Annotated in this window: 15 protein-coding genes and 1 pseudogene; 4 read left to right on the top strand and 12 right to left on the bottom strand. The window is 35.4% G+C overall.

Annotation, left to right across the window (positions count from 1 at the left end; translation table 11 throughout):
* Positions 1 to 217: 217 nt before the first annotated feature.
* Genes ABD814_RS12610 through ABD814_RS12595 form a run of 4 tightly spaced genes read right to left on the bottom strand, consistent with a single transcriptional unit; the run spans position 218 to position 3,415 of the window.
* The gene (locus ABD814_RS12610) at positions 218 to 1,234 is read right to left on the bottom strand and encodes a site-specific integrase (RefSeq protein ID WP_344913884.1); all 1,017 of its coding nucleotides are present in this window, start codon (positions 1,232 to 1,234) and stop codon (positions 218 to 220) included.
* The gene (locus ABD814_RS12605) at positions 1,227 to 1,850 is read right to left on the bottom strand and encodes a tyrosine-type recombinase/integrase (protein ID WP_344913881.1); all 624 of its coding nucleotides are present in this window, start codon (positions 1,848 to 1,850) and stop codon (positions 1,227 to 1,229) included. Before ABD814_RS12605 ends, ABD814_RS12610 begins: the two co-directional genes overlap by 8 nt.
* Positions 1,851 to 2,216, bottom strand: a complete 366-nt coding sequence (locus tag ABD814_RS12600) for a hypothetical protein (protein ID WP_344913878.1) — start codon at positions 2,214 to 2,216, stop codon at positions 1,851 to 1,853. It abuts the gene before it with no gap.
* Positions 2,213 to 3,415: a site-specific integrase gene (locus ABD814_RS12595; protein ID WP_344913875.1), complete on the bottom strand. Its 1,203-nt coding sequence runs from the start codon at positions 3,413 to 3,415 to the stop codon at positions 2,213 to 2,215. The genes ABD814_RS12600 and ABD814_RS12595 overlap by 4 nt, the downstream gene beginning before the upstream one ends.
* A 129-nt stretch (positions 3,416 to 3,544) precedes the next feature.
* Here ABD814_RS12595 and ABD814_RS13335 point away from each other — a divergent pair.
* A pseudogene (locus ABD814_RS13335) lies at positions 3,545 to 3,778 on the top strand (ATP-binding protein); the annotation flags it as partial.
* Between the two features lie 569 nt (positions 3,779 to 4,347).
* On the opposite strand, the gene ABD814_RS13330 reads toward ABD814_RS13335, so the two are convergent.
* Both ABD814_RS13330 and ABD814_RS12590 read right to left on the bottom strand, forming a co-directional pair.
* Positions 4,348 to 4,557, bottom strand: coding sequence for a DUF6671 family protein (locus tag ABD814_RS13330; protein WP_425549086.1), 210 nt, complete (start codon positions 4,555 to 4,557; stop codon positions 4,348 to 4,350).
* Positions 4,558 to 4,656: 99 nt separating this feature from the next.
* Entirely contained in the window at positions 4,657 to 6,243 is a 1,587-nt protein-coding gene (locus ABD814_RS12590; protein WP_344913871.1) for a transposase, read from the bottom strand.
* Between the two features lie 234 nt (positions 6,244 to 6,477).
* Between ABD814_RS12590 and ABD814_RS12585 the strand changes: the two genes are divergently transcribed.
* On the top strand, positions 6,478 to 7,935 hold the full coding sequence (locus ABD814_RS12585; RefSeq protein WP_344913868.1) for a DDE-type integrase/transposase/recombinase: 1,458 nt from the start codon (positions 6,478 to 6,480) through the stop codon (positions 7,933 to 7,935).
* Between the two features lie 212 nt (positions 7,936 to 8,147).
* Here the strand turns inward: ABD814_RS12585 and ABD814_RS12580 are convergent, their stop codons facing one another.
* From ABD814_RS12580 to ABD814_RS12555, 6 genes are all read right to left on the bottom strand, one after another.
* Positions 8,148 to 9,764, bottom strand: coding sequence for a hypothetical protein (locus ABD814_RS12580; protein ID WP_344913865.1), 1,617 nt, complete (start codon positions 9,762 to 9,764; stop codon positions 8,148 to 8,150).
* Positions 9,761 to 10,471 carry an ABC transporter ATP-binding protein gene (locus tag ABD814_RS12575; protein ID WP_344913862.1) on the bottom strand — a complete coding sequence of 237 codons (711 nt, stop codon included), beginning with the start codon at positions 10,469 to 10,471 and terminating at the stop codon, positions 9,761 to 9,763. Before ABD814_RS12575 ends, ABD814_RS12580 begins: the two co-directional genes overlap by 4 nt.
* A 47-nt stretch (positions 10,472 to 10,518) precedes the next feature.
* Positions 10,519 to 11,277 carry a DUF6671 family protein gene (locus ABD814_RS12570; protein ID WP_344913859.1) on the bottom strand — a complete coding sequence of 253 codons (759 nt, stop codon included), beginning with the start codon at positions 11,275 to 11,277 and terminating at the stop codon, positions 10,519 to 10,521.
* 45 nt (positions 11,278 to 11,322) lie between these two features.
* Positions 11,323 to 11,628: a P-II family nitrogen regulator gene (locus ABD814_RS12565; protein ID WP_344913856.1), complete on the bottom strand. Its 306-nt coding sequence runs from the start codon at positions 11,626 to 11,628 to the stop codon at positions 11,323 to 11,325.
* A 12-nt stretch (positions 11,629 to 11,640) separates the two neighbouring features.
* Complete coding sequence (locus tag ABD814_RS12560; RefSeq protein ID WP_344913853.1) at positions 11,641 to 12,636, bottom strand: sodium-dependent bicarbonate transport family permease; 996 nt, start codon at positions 12,634 to 12,636, stop codon at positions 11,641 to 11,643.
* 300 nt (positions 12,637 to 12,936) lie between these two features.
* Entirely contained in the window at positions 12,937 to 13,299 is a 363-nt protein-coding gene (locus ABD814_RS12555) for a Na-translocating system protein MpsC family protein (protein WP_344913887.1), read from the bottom strand.
* Between the two features lie 361 nt (positions 13,300 to 13,660).
* Between ABD814_RS12555 and ABD814_RS12550 the strand changes: the two genes are divergently transcribed.
* Both ABD814_RS12550 and ABD814_RS12545 read left to right on the top strand, forming a co-directional pair.
* On the top strand, positions 13,661 to 14,995 hold the full coding sequence (locus tag ABD814_RS12550; RefSeq protein ID WP_344913850.1) for an IS701 family transposase: 1,335 nt from the start codon (positions 13,661 to 13,663) through the stop codon (positions 14,993 to 14,995).
* Positions 14,996 to 15,241: 246 nt separating this feature from the next.
* On the top strand, positions 15,242 to 15,560 hold a 319-nt coding region (locus tag ABD814_RS12545), incomplete at its 3' end, for a transposase (RefSeq protein ID WP_344913847.1).

Here is a 15,560-nt window from a genome sequence, read left to right as displayed (position 1 = left end):
CGACACTTAAACCTAAAGGTGTAACCAACCTCATCACAAAATTCTCAAATTATAGCCTGCTAGTTATTGATGAGTTATGAAAAGCTATCCATAATTCATCTTATGAAAAGTAATTTAATATGCAAAGTCAGACGCTGAAACAGCGATTTCAACGCCTATTAAAAAAAATAACTTTACATAATAAAAAATGACTGGTGATTCTCAGCTGTTGTTACCTCTAAATAAGCTCTTTTAACCAATCTAATAGAACTTCTTTATCATTTGCGGTCAACGTTTCTTGTGGAAGCACATTGCTGCTCGCTTCCTCGATTGCTTTACGCTTCAATTCTGGATTAGACTTTGCATAAATCTCCGTTGTTGAAACGGATGCATGACCTAAGAAGTCCCGAATATAAATCAAATTAACGTTTCCTTCCAGTAAATGCATCGCTTTACTATGCCTCAGGGAATGAGGTGAAATTTTGGATGGAAAAAGAATATAATTTTCCTTGCGTGCTTCTTCAAAATACTTTTTTAGGATATAAGTGATGCCAGCACGACTCAGTTTATTTCTTTGCTTATTAAAGAAAACCGGAACCGCAAGGTTGCACTTATCAGTCAGTTGGTAATTGTTCATATAAGTATTTATTATTTTCGTTGTCTGTGGCATTATTGGTATGATACGGACTTTTTGTCCTTTACCCAAAAGCTTCACAGTTGCCGGCGGAGACAACTTCAAATCACAAAGATTCAAATCTATAATCTCTTGAACTCTCGCTCCTGTATCATATAGTAGTGTTAAAATGGCCAAATCGCGTTTGCCTTCTTTTGTCTTACTTTTTGGGGTAGCCAAGAGCTTTTTAATTGCTGGGATTGATAAGTAAGTCATGTCTGTATTTGGGACCTTTTTGGACTTTATAGAAAGTATGGTATTGCATACATCTAGGTATTCGGGAGCTTCAATTTGTAGAAAACGGAAGAAGGACTGAAGCGCAGCAAGTCTTTGATTCCGCGTTCTAAGGGAATATTCCTTTTCGTTTACCAACCAATTCAAGAAATTCTCAATAAGATCTTTGTTTATATCTGTGATACTCAACTTTTCTATCCTCAGATGAAGCACTTCCATGCAATATCTAAAAAAGACAGTGAATGTATCCCGATATGCTTTGATAGTATTGTCACTATAATTCATTCTTGAAGGGATATATCTAAGAAAGTAATCGGATAAGTATTTTCCTAAACTATACTTATTCATCTTCTCGCACCTCCGGGAAAACGTCGTGATACATTGTCGTAGTTGAGTTAAGGATATTACTGTAGGCGTCACTTGTTAGCCTTAGATACTTTTCTGTACTTTCGACATCTCGATGCCCCATATATGTCTGTAATATTGGAAGTGTGCAATAAATATCCTGTCCCTCACTTACCATTTTTTCTAAAGAATGAACGGCAAAGGTATGACGTAAGTCATGTACTCTTGGATTCGTAGAATCGCTAGCAATTATTCCAGCTTCACGTAATACTTTCCTAAAACCACATAAAATTGATCCACTATTGTATTTTTGACCATCTGGTGCAGGATAAAAATAGCCTTCTTTGTCCATATCAAACACCATTTTTTTGACATAATAACGACAATAAACCGTTAAAGACTCTGACATTGGAATCATTCGAGTTGTATTATTTTTTGCCTTTTTTACAGTGACAATTCCATTGTTTAAATTGAGATTCGTTTTTTGTAAAGTCAGTGCTTCATTGATTCGTAATCCACATCCGTACACCATTCGTAAGAGCATTGGATAAATGAAATGCGCATTTTTACTCCTCGGTGAATAATTCAAATCATCAACAATTAACCATATTTTTGACATTTATTCGTGTGTGAAAATGTACGGGACATAGTCATTTATTTTTTTAACGAACTCAGTTTGTGGGAAAATATAAAAATTGAAACCCAACGTATTCATGAAAAGTGCAAACTGTCGGATAGTACTCATCCTTTGATGTTGCGTTTTAGGAGATTCATTCCCTCTTCTACTCACATAATCATCCACCATCTTTTGGGTGAGCAACTGTTGCTTAAGTTCATACTTTTTAAAGTAATTATCAATCTGTCTTAACCGATAGTAGGATGATGTCTGAAATTTGTAGCCCATTCCTTTTTTATAATCGACATACATTGAGCAATATTCAGCAAATGGTCCATCAAAAATATACTCCTTCTCTTTGTTTATCATAAAGGCACCTCCAAACCTACGGTACGGAGCTGTTCGATATCTATACAAAGATACATTTTGGTCGTATTTGAATTCTCATGTCCCAGAATCCCAGTAATAATCGGCAAAGGTGTATTGCCTATTAGAAGGTTACTAGCCAAACTATGCCTCATTGCATGAAGGCCCTGTTTTCTGTCTTTTGTCTCAATTTTAGCCAAATTTAAATATTTATTAATGATGCTCCAAAATACATTCCCTTTTACAAAACACCTATAAGGTGCCCGTTGCCTAAGGAAAATATGAGGATCATCAGATAGTGGTCGGCTATTCTTTAAATAATCAATCAATGCATATTTTACATTATCACTCAATGGCAGTTGCAGGGGATTCTTCGTTTTCTCTTGAATAAATTCAATCTTATCTATGTGCCATTTAATATCATCTAGTTTCAATTTTCTGATGTCTCCTGCGCGTAACCCAAACTGAATAGCCAATACCAAAACAAGGTAATCACGCCGACCAATCGTTGTACTTCGATCCACACTAGCAAGTACATCTCGGATTTCCTCAACTGTATAGTAAGATGGTAGTCTTTCAAACTTATTTGATCGAATCACTGGGAAAAGTCGAGTTAAATGGTAGCCGTTATAATTATTTACACTGATAAAATTAAAGAAGTCTCTCAAGGTAAACAAAATAGTAGCCGCAGTAGAGGTCGCATAATCCACTAATAATTCAATATATCTCAAAACAATTTGCGGTTGTACCTTTGAAATCTCATTAATCCCATTTGTTTCAAGGAAACAAAGAAATTGCGTTAAGGTAATTCGCTTTCCCTGAATGGTTCGAGATGCCAAGCCGGAAATTTGAAGGTTTTCGATATAATTCATAAGAAGATCAAAGAAACAGTCGGGAACTTGAAGCCCTTTCCGTTGATAGCATTGAATATATGGTTTGTCTTCAGAAAATTCATTCAATACTTTAATGCAGCGGACAGTAAACCTTTGAAAATGTGTTAATGTAAGATCAAAATCGACTCTATAGTGATCTGCCAAAAACTTATAACCAAATTCAAGAGAAAAATCCTGAACATTTTTCAAATTGGCATATTTTTTGAAGCGATTCCAACACCCCTTATAGCGAATTTTTGTTCCTTCAGCGTAACCCAAATCATCTAAATGTAAAGTGGCACTCCTTATCAAAGCTTCAATAGTATCCATCATCTCTTCCTCCTTTTGGATTTAGGATACTATATTTATGTAAAGTTAGAAACAAAAAAAGTGTATGAAATCAACTGTATTAGCGTCTGACTTTGCATAATAAATTACTTTCCATAAGATGAATGGCTACTAGATGATTTATCAGAAGATGACCTGAAATTTCTCTTCGAAATCATTGAACGTCGCTACGACTCCGGCTCCACCATCTATTGTACACAATTTAGAAAGTCAGATTGGCATAAAAGATTAGGAGGCGGTGTTCATGCGGACGCCATCATGGATAGAATCGTGCATAATGCCGTATGGTTTGATACAGGTCAATTAAATATGCGAGAACAGTTAGCTAAAGCAAGTACCAACTAAATCCTGTCACACAAGCCACGCTTTCACCGAGCGTGGCTATTTAGTGGACTCTAAGAACGAACAAGTGGACTCGGAATGGATATTGAAGGACTCATTCTAGCGTATAGGTGGGTCTAAAACAGCGTAATAATCATATGTAATGTATGTTGGAAATAAGGGATAAGAAAACTGGGTAAAATCGAAATACTCACTTTACAAGACAAGCATCTTAAACGACAGATAGGAATATAAAATTCCTTGTCTTCTTTTAACCCATACCGGAAATAAAATCCATTTCTATGTAAGTTCCCTTGTGAAATACAGTCGCAACCAGGACAACGTTCGAATATTGGAAAGCAATTCTTTTTTCCCCGTGCATTGTATTCTTCAATTTCAATTTTAAAGTCGTGTAAAATGATCATAAAAAAACTCCCCCTTTTAATATGCAAAAATTTAGCATATTACTTCAGGAAAGTACAGTCTTTAATCTGGAAGAATGTAAACAAAGCGAGCTGTTTTTTGAGGGAATAAAGTGCTTCTTTACAGTAATATAACAAGTTTTTTTATTTTAATTTTAATTTTTTAATAATTTATGGATTACAATATTGACAGTTTCCTGGATCTGCTTGTTTTGCTCCATTTGGATATAATTTTTCTTCAGTATATCCACATTTTTTGCAATTGTAGTGATATGACAGTGCTAATTTAGTAGGGAGGCCACACCAGCTACAAGGTAACCCTTCCTTTTTATTTATCAACTTAAAACCTGGCCATCCACATTTCGGGCAGAGATTGAATATATTCTGATTATGGTGTCAAAACCCCATAATTTTAAGCACTTAATCAACTTGAAATGCTCAAAAGTATACAGTTTTAAAAAATAAAAGAGGGACTCCTCTTTATGCCATCACTTTTTCCTGATTGTGTTGGTGTTTGATGGCTCTTTTAGCGTTTATTGCCATTATTTTTATCCCAAGACTGTGTTTTTTACGCACTCGTCCCCTGAATGGAATTCGGTCGATATCGTAAGCGCGTCGAAGAACAGAAGGAATGCCTTCTACTCCGTTTCTAAAATAAGTATATTTGAGGAATTCTTTCGTCTTCATCTGTTTTGCTTGATTGGCTCGCTGAATCATCCTTGGTGAAATCATTAAGACGTTTGTTTTCTTTTGTTCTTTCATCATGCCATAGGCTTCTTGGTTATCTGAGGCTGAGGAACAGTCCGCTTTATCAAAGACCGCTCGATACATGTCTGTTTTCTCATAATAACTAACCGATTGGGCTTTTAACCCATCGGGAAGTTCGACCATATTCTTTTCTTCATCGATGATAATGCCTGCGTAAGCAGGATTCGGTGAGCGTCCTTTTAATTCGGTAGTTACGAGATCAATCCCATTGGTTTTACCCAAGATTCTTGCGTCTTCAGAATCATAGGCACCATCAGATACAAGAACTGTTGGTTCTTCTTGTTTACCCAATTTTTCAATCGCTTCATAGGCAAAATGAACATCACTTTGTATATTCGCATCAAAAGAATAGTGCGTGATGAAGGAAAGATTTTCATCAACCGTTTCTACAATATTTGCGACATAACCTTTGTGATGTTTCCCAGATTTATAACGATAAGTGGCCTCTGGTTCAATCGGTGTTTGAAGACTTGTGGGACTGATCTCTTTCCCCTTTTTTAGAGAAATAGTCCCATCCTCATCTGTTGTTGTTTGATCATTGATGACACGACAAAGAAGATGAAAGTCTGTGTCCTCTTTTAATGTGGATTCAAATGTTTCTTTCAATCCAAAAGCATCCAAAAGGATGACTTGTAATTTTTCATCATACGGTTGATCACTATGGTAAATAAACTCATTCTCATGATATGAATCGAGGTACTGTTGGTACGCACTCAATTCAAAAGAGGGATATAGTGTTTCTATTTTACGGACGACTCTTTCGATACACGTATAAAGTAATTCGAGTCGAGACAGATTTCGCGTGTTGGAAGCAATCATTAGACTGTCCATTCGCTTTTTCGTTGGGTTGATTTCGAAATACTCCATAAGTTTATCGGACAAAGCTTCCATTTCTGCTTGAATCAGATCAATGCCTGTTTCTAATTCATACAGGTAACACCGTTCTCTGAAACGACTAAACGTTCGATCGCTAACGGGTTGGTCATCCCAGCTGGTTGAATGAAGGGCATGATGAATCGCAATGTCTGTATGGCAACGAAGTTTTAAATCCTCATCCGTCAAAGAAAGAATTTCTTTCAGAATAAGTGCACCTAGAATATAGTTAATCGGTGTATTCGGACGACCATTCTCTTCGTGATAAAGGATTTCAAAGCGCTTTTCATTGATAGCCGGAAAAATTAGTTGGGCAAAGGGTTCTGCCCATGAATTTTTTATCCATTTTTTTGTTCGTTCAGAAGTCTGAATGTAAGAATCATTAAATAAATCCATTTCGTTTTTATTATTTGGTTTAAACGACATGATAGCACCTTCCGTCAGCATTTTGATACGTCTATTATACCAAAAGAGCGGGCAAAATCGCACTGTTAACAAGGAAAAGTAGTAAACCGGTTAGGTTTTGACACCCTAACCATTTTATAGTTAATTTCTTCGTTTATTGCTTGTAAATCAATCTTTTGCACAAAAAAGCACCTCTCCCTCCCCTTTTTTGATAAAATGAAGTCATGCAAACCCATTTAAAAGGAGAGAAAAGAGATGCCTAATCTACTTCAAATTATCATGTATTTGATTGAAAAAATCAAGTGGCAAGCCCAATTAATAAATAAATTAAGTGATTATATTAATTGGCTTGAGGACGACACTGGTCGTCCGAGTAAAGGAACAGATATTACCAAGCTTGATTATAAGAAAATGACACTCGATGATCCGCCTAATGTTGTAGAAATTGAGCGCCTTAATTACAAGGACCTCTTAAAAGAAGCTGAAGATGTTAGCAAACCTATAAAAAAAGTACGCCGACATAACTCATCTACTGCCGTGCCCGAGTCTGTTCGTTGTCCCAAGTGTGGAGCCCCACATGACTATCTCTACAAAAACAATGGGAATAAAGGGCAATACTTGTGCAAAGTATGTGATGCCCGATTTCATGAAAAGAATCGATTTTCTAAAGACATTCAGTTGTTCTGTCCACATTGCGAAAAACATCTGGATAAAATTAAAGAGCGGACTGAATTTGATATCTATAAATGTCGAAACAATCTCTGCCCTTACTACCAGCAAGAGCGAACTAACTTAACTGATAAGCAAAAAGAGCTTTTTGAAACATCTCCTTATTATTTTAAGCTACGTTATATTTACCGGTCTTTTCACTTAAATCTCGAAGACATTAAATCCTACGGATTAATCAAAGCGCCTGTTGATTTAGCAAAGATTCATGCGTCTCCTCGATTATTAAGGGAAATCCTTACGCTTCATGTGAACTATGGGTTGCCAGCCCCAAAAGTAGCCGCTTTACTTTATGACCTTCACGGGGTGAAGATCAGTCGCCAAACGGTCTTAAACTATGCTTCAGCAGCAGGTGCGCAACTCTTACCTCTCACTCAAGATTATCCTTACGAGCTATCAAATGAGATTTGTGGAGATGAGACTTATATACGCGTCAAAGGAAAGTGGAACTATATCTGTTATTTCTTTGATGCTAAAAAGAAAATTATCTTATCCCAACGTTTATCAGCTAAGCGCAATACCGAGTTGGCGATAAGGGCTGTTCACGATGTGCTGTCTCATTACGCCTTAGAAGGCGTACCAGAAGATCTGAACCTCGTCGTTGATGGTAATCCCATTTACAAATTAGCTCAACATTATCTATCCCAACACGGTTTTCAGTTTGATGTGACACAAGTTATTGGATTAACCAACGAAGACGACGTCTCAAAAGAATACCGTCCCCTTAAACAAATAATCGAACGATTAAACCGTACATACAAAGGGAATTATCGAGGAACACACGGTTTCAAATCACAAAACGGTGCACGAGCCCATATCGCCTGTTTTACGGCTTGTTTCAATTTTTTAAGACCTCATCAAGCATTAGACAATAAAGTTCCCGTTCGGATACCTTATGTTCATGACGGTGTTGAAAATATGCCTGACAAATGGATTCGGTTATTAAACTTAGGGAATGGTCTCCTTAAAAGCACCTCAGCTGAATAAAGGTTACTTTCCTTAACCAACTTGTTTAAAAAAGCTAAAACAGGAGGGTCTTTTTGTGTTATCCATTTTTAAAATTCAGATTCTTTTCTTCGCTTAATTCCGCTTGAAAACTTTTAAAAAACATCTTTGTCATTTAAAAAAGTATCCTATTTGGGAATATCATACCTTCGAACAGGAATAATCTGATTTTTCATAGAACTTTTGGCATTACCTCATAATCGTAATTTAAATTGTGTGGGTGCCAGTTTGTAAACGGCTAATAATCCAATCGGCAGGTAAATCATCATAAAGAGAGCCAGTATCGGGACAATCACCGGTAACAGGGCCACGTCCGAATAGATAACAACGAAAAAAAGGATGAGAAAAACAGAGTTAATCGTTGTATACACCGGACTTTTGGTTTTCATTGATTCCGTATATGGCTGCAACAGATAATAAAGAATCAGATAATTTAAGCTGAAAAAAACCATCAGTAAGACTTGGAAGCCAAGGGTGAGTAAAAGGGCCCATAAGGCAATAGTCTCTGACAAGACAAACAATAGAGTCGTGGCGCTCATTAACACAAGCAAAACAGGCGTATTTAATTTCAATGCTTTGATGAACCGTATTTTAATCGATGCCATCACAATGTCCGGATTGCGGTAAAAACGGTACTTCATTAACTTGCGGTCGAGGTTATAAAAACAAAACTTCGAAAACTCTTCACCGTAATAGAAATATTGACTAGCAATGAAGCTAATAAAGCTCATGCCATAGAGAAAGGTTTGCGAGTCTGGAATAGACTCTCCGACAACAACATACAAAATGAGAAGAGCGAGGACGCCAAAAAAAGTAAACAGGAAACGCCTGCGAATATGCTTTTTAAGGTGATGCCTGGTTCTTTCAAAAAAGTGGGCATTTAAATAGTCGATGCCGACTTTACTTTCCAATGCTTCTTTATTTCGAATCCCTTTATAATCGGTTTCTTCCAAAGTGACACCCGTTGCATTAATAGTCTCAACGGCATTCATATGTGTTTTTAATGTCTCAAAACTTAGTGCTTGATAAGCAATTGGATTTAGAACATTGCCATGCTTCCAACCCAAAACACCCAAAACAAATAAAAGTGTACTGAATAATATAAACCAGACAGAAGGTATCAAAGTCACTGGAAGATAGAGATCAAAGTGAATGATAACAACTGACACACTCCAACTAATTACAGATGCCAGGATCATTACCCATGTCCAAAACTCTTTCTTTGGATTCAGGCCCCATCGGTAAAATTGTATGGCTGTCGCTTGAGAAAATAAGCGGATGCCAGCTACACAAATAAACAGCAGGGGAGCATACCAAACGGGGATGTCTTGCAAGTAGAAGAACACCCCACCGACGAGACTATTGAACACAATATACTGGATGTACTCAAACATAAACTGTGCCAAATAATAAGCTTTCGGCGGGATTCTAAATAATTTGATTGCTACTAAATCCTGTTGGCTTGCTGTATTAATAAAAAGTGTTTTACTTGCCGTGCCAGAAATCAGGACATTAAATAAAAGCAGACTGATAAAAATAGTCGGTTGGGTCAGAGAAGTTCTATCAGTGACTGAAAGAATCGCATGGCTCAACATAAATAAAAAGCTGAAAAAAAGAATTTTTTTTATCAGGTTCTGAAGTACAGTAAAAACAAGCAAAAGAATCGATAAAGACTTTTTAGCTTGGGTGCCTTTATATAAACTATCCGGAATGTGCTTCCCTAAAACGGGAAACTTCTGGAAATAATAAATGACTTTATTGTAATTAAAGCGAAACTGCATATTGAAAATGGTCAAAAATAAAGCCGTCATAAAGCACTCGACTCCTCACTCAAGGCCTGTATGATTTGTTTTTCGAATTGTTCTTCCGATCTGAAGTCCTCCATGGAAGAGAGGAGACCGCCTTTTAGAAGAACTAATTCATCACACATGTCCTCAGCTAACTGAAGCATGTGGGTCGATAAAATAATAATCGATTCTGATTTCAGATTCATGAATAATTGTTTTAACTCTATCCCGCTGACGACATCCACTGCCGTTAATGGCTCGTCTAGTAGAATGATTTTTGGCTGGGTGATAATCACTGTTAAAAGAGACAACTTACTCTGCATCCCACTCGAATACGTTTTTATAATGCGATGACGGCTTTCTTCATCAATACTGACGATATCCAAGTATTCATCTACACTTAACTGATTCTCCTGTTTATGTAAATCCAAGAAAAAGGAAACAAATTCATAACCTGTTAAAAACTCTGGTAAGTAATTATCTGTAAAGACCATACCGATATCTTCCGGATCAACGGCCCGTTCTTTTCCGTCAATATGCAAGGTAAATGTCCCGGAATCTTGTTTCATTTCTTCATACAAAATATTAAATAAGGTGGTTTTACCTGCACCGTTACGGCCGAGCAAACCATAAATGTTTCCCTGTTCGAAAGTGTAGGAACAGCCTTTTAATACAGACTGGTTGCCAAAACTTTTTTGAATATCCCTTAATTCTAATTTCAATCGATTCACCTAATTTCCTTTTTATACTACCCATTATACCATATTAAAATCTTGCATTAAACAATAAAAAACAATATGATTGCTTCGCAATCTAAGCCATGACAGAAAAGAGAGAGTATCCTATGGTTAGGTTTTGACACCCTAACCATATTCTTAATAAGATTATTAGTAGCAGCCTCAATACTTCTCATTCTAGTTGGATTATATAATGCTCTCATATCAGTTTCTATATATATTTCTCCATCATAAGAATTCTTTAGAGCAAATTCAACCGCATTTTCAAGATCCGCTTTATTTGTTATACCTTTAATCATATGATTTTTATCACTTGTAAACTGATTCACTTTTATAACAACTCGATGCTCTGGAAATCCTTTTTCTACGGAAAATTCATAGGCCTCTTGAAAGTTTCTTACTACCTTATGACCATAATTAGTTTCTGTTGTGGTTGTAATGCCACTGATTTCTATATCATTCTCCTTATCAATTAATACTACTATTTCTCGGTTAAATGGTAAAAATGGAATGACTGGGTGGGGGCCAAAGGAACCTTCACTGGCAAAAGCTAAGGTTTTATCATATAAGTGCATAGCTCCCATTGCCTTATGTCTAGCAGCATCATATTGATCACCCATACGCTCTATATCTCCAGTAAATGTCCCAAACTGATCCGTATTAAATCCTTCAGGAACAACAATTTCAATTCCTAATTCATTTTCTAGTATCGGTGATATTACTTCTTCTTTTTTATGCATCGTTGCTAATATCGCTACACGATTTTTGAAAAGAGAGTGAATAATTTTCCTTTTATCCATTAGCTAAACTCCTTCTATATAGATATACTGGGTGTTTTTGTATAATTACTTAACTACTCGAATTTTTTCTAAATATACTATTCCGGCATACCTTGAAGACAAATATTTATTGTATATCTTTTCAGCCACTTCCACAGCTTGTTCTTCATCCTCAATTATTATTTCTATTCTTATATTTTCACCCAACCTGCTAAGCCCTCCAGATACTGACCTCATACCTCTTTGACCTTGTCCTGAGACATCGTGATAAATAGTGTAAGCTTTAATTTCTAAAGACTCTATATATTTTATTATTTTAGAAATTATTATTCTTTCAGTTATTATTATTAGTTTTTCTACCTGTTTTAACACGTTGAACCACTCCTATTTAATAAATTGAGAAATCATAATTGCTAAATGATAATAAAGTGGAATTCCAAGTATAATATTAAATGGAAAAACAATCCCTAAAGCTATGGCTAGACCTAAAGATGGATTAGCATCAGGGAAAGTATCTCTCATCACTGCAGGTGCAGTTATATAGGACGCACCACTGGCTAAGGCTGCCAATATTGTTGCTCCTCCAGGACTCAAGCCAATAAAAGTAGCTAAAATTATGGCGATAGTAGCGTGGATTGGTGGTAGGATAATCGCTAATAAAAATGTAATTGGTCTGACATTTTTCAATTCATATAATCTTGAACCGGTAAGTAGCCCTATATTAAGCATAAAAACTGTAAATACTCCCTTGAAAATATTATCATAAAATGGCATAAGACTTTTTGTACCTTCAACACCTGAGATAAGCCCAATTAGAAAACCACCAAAGATCATTAATGTCGTTTTAGCTGTTAAAGAAATACGTAATATGTCTTTTATGGCGTATTCACTTTTATCTGTTTCTGTAGATTTCTTCTTTAAGCCCGTATAGCCCAGAATAATAGCAGTAATTAATGCTGCGGTATCCATGAAAGGGTATAAAGCAGGTACAAACTCCTCAAAATTAGCTCCTGTTTGTTGCAGAAAAACTAAAGTTGATGTAAGGGTTACACTACTACATGCCCCATAATGCCCTGCTATCGATCCGGCATTAGACGAATCAAATCCAATCTTAGACATTATAACATATACTAGAGTAGTAATTACAATACCAATAATGACCGCGGCTAAAGCATATATTATTAATCCCTGAACGCCAGTTTTACTAACTGATACGCCCCCCTTTAGTCCGATAGATATTAAAATATATAACGTTATAGCTGAACCAATCGAATCCGGTATTTCCAAATCTGATTTAACAGAGACCGCAATGACCCCTAGTATAAAAAATAATATCGCTGGAGATGCCATGTTGCTAAAAGCAATTTCTAAAGAACTCATTTTGTCACCCTACTTTGTAATGTATTTTATAAAGCTTTTTCTCCTTATTCTTTTAACACTTTAATTACTTCACCTCTTACACAACAAGCAAATTTATGCATTTCATTTGCCAATCAACTTATATTAGATTGTATAGTCTTGGGGGAAAAATAAAAAAACCGACCATTTTAACAGGGGAAGTTATCGCACTTATAGTTAGTGGCGATACTTCCTTACATTAAAAATAGTCGGTTTAACTTCAACTGTTCATTTAGTTTACTCATAAATGGACTTTCTCAGTTCTCCCAGTATATATGTTTATTAAAGCATTATTTTTTTCTCCAAATCAGAAGTTAATTTAAATATCATAACTCTTTCACCATTTCTAGTACTAATATCTGTATGGAAAGATATAACTTCTTCACCAGTTTGTTCTGTAATAATTCCACCTAGTTTATCTCTACCTACCTCAACTAAGTTAGCGCGGATTTTTTTTATTGACAATAAACCTTCTAGTGTTTCCGAGAGTTTATATTCTGCAGGTGTTAAGATACCCTTTAAGACCACAATGACCATGTCTCTGAGAATGTCAGTCTTAACCGTTACAGACCCTCTACCCAAAAAATCCTTTTCCCATTGAGTTAATGCTCTACTTATTTCGGCTTCTAACTGACCTTTTTTTATGGTTTTCCCCTCCTAATAAAGAAATTCCATATATTTAATTACCACACGTAGTATACTGTTTAATTTCAATGAAATTTATAAAGCCATTCGGTATTTTCATATAGACAATCAAATATTATCATAATGCTAATACATTTAACATTTATAGTGATATTGAAACCATCAAGCTTAAATATTAAAATAAATTATATATCAAACTTATTCTATTGTCAATTTGTTTTTTAACTACTAAATACATGTACACCACTTTACAAGTAATGTAGTGATTTGAAAAAACAATTCCATAAAATAACAAAAACAGATACCTAAATCCTAGGAATACTAATCTCATCACAAAACAACACCCTAGGAGGTATCTGATATGATTAGTATTTCCAGTAATTCAATGAAACAAACATTACATCAATATTTAATGCAGTATAGATCAGTTTTCAAGAAGCGGAGCTTTGATATTTTCTACTGGCTCATTATGGGGATCCTCTGCACAGAAGAAGTAAGATCTATACAATTTGTTTATGATAGTTTCATCAAGAAACACACCGATAAGGTTCTGAATTCAATATATTACTTTTTATCCTATTCAAAATTTCCAATAGAAGCCCTAACCACTATCACAGTTGCTATCGCTTTATCCTTGATACCAGAAAAATTAAGACAGAACACCTTATTTATAACAATTGATGATACTCTTCAAGCAAAATACGGTGCTAAATTTGATTGTTATGTTAAACATTTTGACCATACAAAAAAGAATGGAACCAAATATCTTAATGGTCATTGCTTTGTATCTGTGATGTTGAATATTCCTTTATATTACCAAGATAAAGCGAAGTACTTAAGTATACCAATAGGCTATCGCCTGTATTCAAAGGAGCAGAACAAACTTGAAATGGCATCACAAATAATTAAATGTATCATGCCTCAACTTGAGATGTTTCAAGTAATTTTATTGTGTGATAGCTGGTATAGTAAAGGATCTATCCTAGATACTGTAAAAGAATTTGATAATCTAGAAGTCGTAGGTGCAGTACGTCATGATACTGCCATATATGATCTTCCTCCAGCTCCTACGGGGAAAAGGGGGAGACCTAGAAAAAAAGGTAGAAAACTAAATGCCAGAGAATTTTCCTACACTAAGATAGGTGAATACTATGTTGCTGAGAAGAAAGTAATGACTAATTTATTTGAAGAACCTATTTACGTTACAGTAACCGCTACAGATATTAAACCGTTCTCATCCATAAGAGTTTTTATTAGCAGCATCAATCCTGATGAAATTAAAACTATAAATACCGCCCTAAATACCAAAGAAGCATTGACTGATCAAAATGAAGATGAATGTACCAGTAAAACACTGACTACTTATCGAATGAGATGGAACATCGAGGTGATGTTTTACCAGCATAAATTTTTTTGGTCCTTCGGTAACTATATGGTGAGAAACAAGGCCGCAATCGAAAGATATGTTAATCTATTGTTTGTAGCATATACTTTTGCGTGTTTGTTACCCTTCATGGACAAAAGATACGAAAAGTATCAATTCAAAAGTCCACAATTGATCAAAAGAACTGTAGGCGTTCAAATTACAAAAGAATTAATATTTGACAGTTTCGTATTGAGCTTCGAAAGTGCTAAAATTTATTCTACAATTAAAGAATCTGTTCAGGGCTTCCTCAATAAGGATTGGGTAGCTTAGTCAAACTTGTAAACTGGTGTACATGTACTAAAAACTAAAAAAAGTACGCACTTTTTTAACATAAACACAAAGCTTGAATGCTAATATTTACCCCAGATTATTCACAGTCCCACCACAAACCCTTAAGAAACTGCATCAAATCAATAAAAAAAGAACATTTGGCATTTCACTAATTAAGTGAAAAGGAGCCCGATCTTTGATATTGTATAAGTGACTAAACAAACACAATTCAAGGAGGGCTCCATAATGAAAAGTGTAATCGAAAAGTCACTTAATTTCAACAAAATGATCAAAGTTAATTTTGATGGTGGAAATTTAACCTCAGACTCAGGGCTATTATTGTATAAAGAGTTCGATGAAAAGATTGGATTAAGCCAGTCTATTCAAGAAACCCTTCAAGTCAAAGACCCTGTAGACCACCGAGAACATACCAACCATGATGTTGTCATTCAAAAAATTTATCAACATATTGCCGGCTATCATACAGACGATCATGCGGATGAATTAAAATATGAACCGATGTTTACCACGATTCTGGATAAGAGACGATTAGCTTCACAACCGA

It is taken from the genome of Amphibacillus indicireducens, from assembly GCF_039539605.1.
Lineage (GTDB): Bacteria > Bacillota > Bacilli > Bacillales > Amphibacillaceae > Amphibacillus > Amphibacillus indicireducens.
This window is presented reverse-complemented; position numbering and strand designations above follow the sequence as displayed.

Coding starts and splice junctions, on each gene's coding strand:
- ABD814_RS12610 (WP_344913884.1), bottom strand. CDS start 1,234: ATGAATAAGTATAGTTTAGGAAAATACTTATCCGATTACTTTCTTAGA.
- ABD814_RS12605 (WP_344913881.1), bottom strand. CDS start 1,850: ATGTCAAAAATATGGTTAATTGTTGATGATTTGAATTATTCACCGAGG.
- ABD814_RS12600 (WP_344913878.1), bottom strand. CDS start 2,216: ATGATAAACAAAGAGAAGGAGTATATTTTTGATGGACCATTTGCTGAA.
- ABD814_RS12595 (WP_344913875.1), bottom strand. CDS start 3,415: ATGGATACTATTGAAGCTTTGATAAGGAGTGCCACTTTACATTTAGAT.
- ABD814_RS12590 (WP_344913871.1), bottom strand. CDS start 6,243: ATGTCGTTTAAACCAAATAATAAAAACGAAATGGATTTATTTAATGAT.
- ABD814_RS12585 (WP_344913868.1), top strand. CDS start 6,478: ATGCCTAATCTACTTCAAATTATCATGTATTTGATTGAAAAAATCAAG.
- ABD814_RS12580 (WP_344913865.1), bottom strand. CDS start 9,764: ATGACGGCTTTATTTTTGACCATTTTCAATATGCAGTTTCGCTTTAAT.
- ABD814_RS12570 (WP_344913859.1), bottom strand. CDS start 11,277: ATGGATAAAAGGAAAATTATTCACTCTCTTTTCAAAAATCGTGTAGCG.
- ABD814_RS12560 (WP_344913853.1), bottom strand. CDS start 12,636: ATGAGTTCTTTAGAAATTGCTTTTAGCAACATGGCATCTCCAGCGATA.
- ABD814_RS12550 (WP_344913850.1), top strand. CDS start 13,661: ATGATTAGTATTTCCAGTAATTCAATGAAACAAACATTACATCAATAT.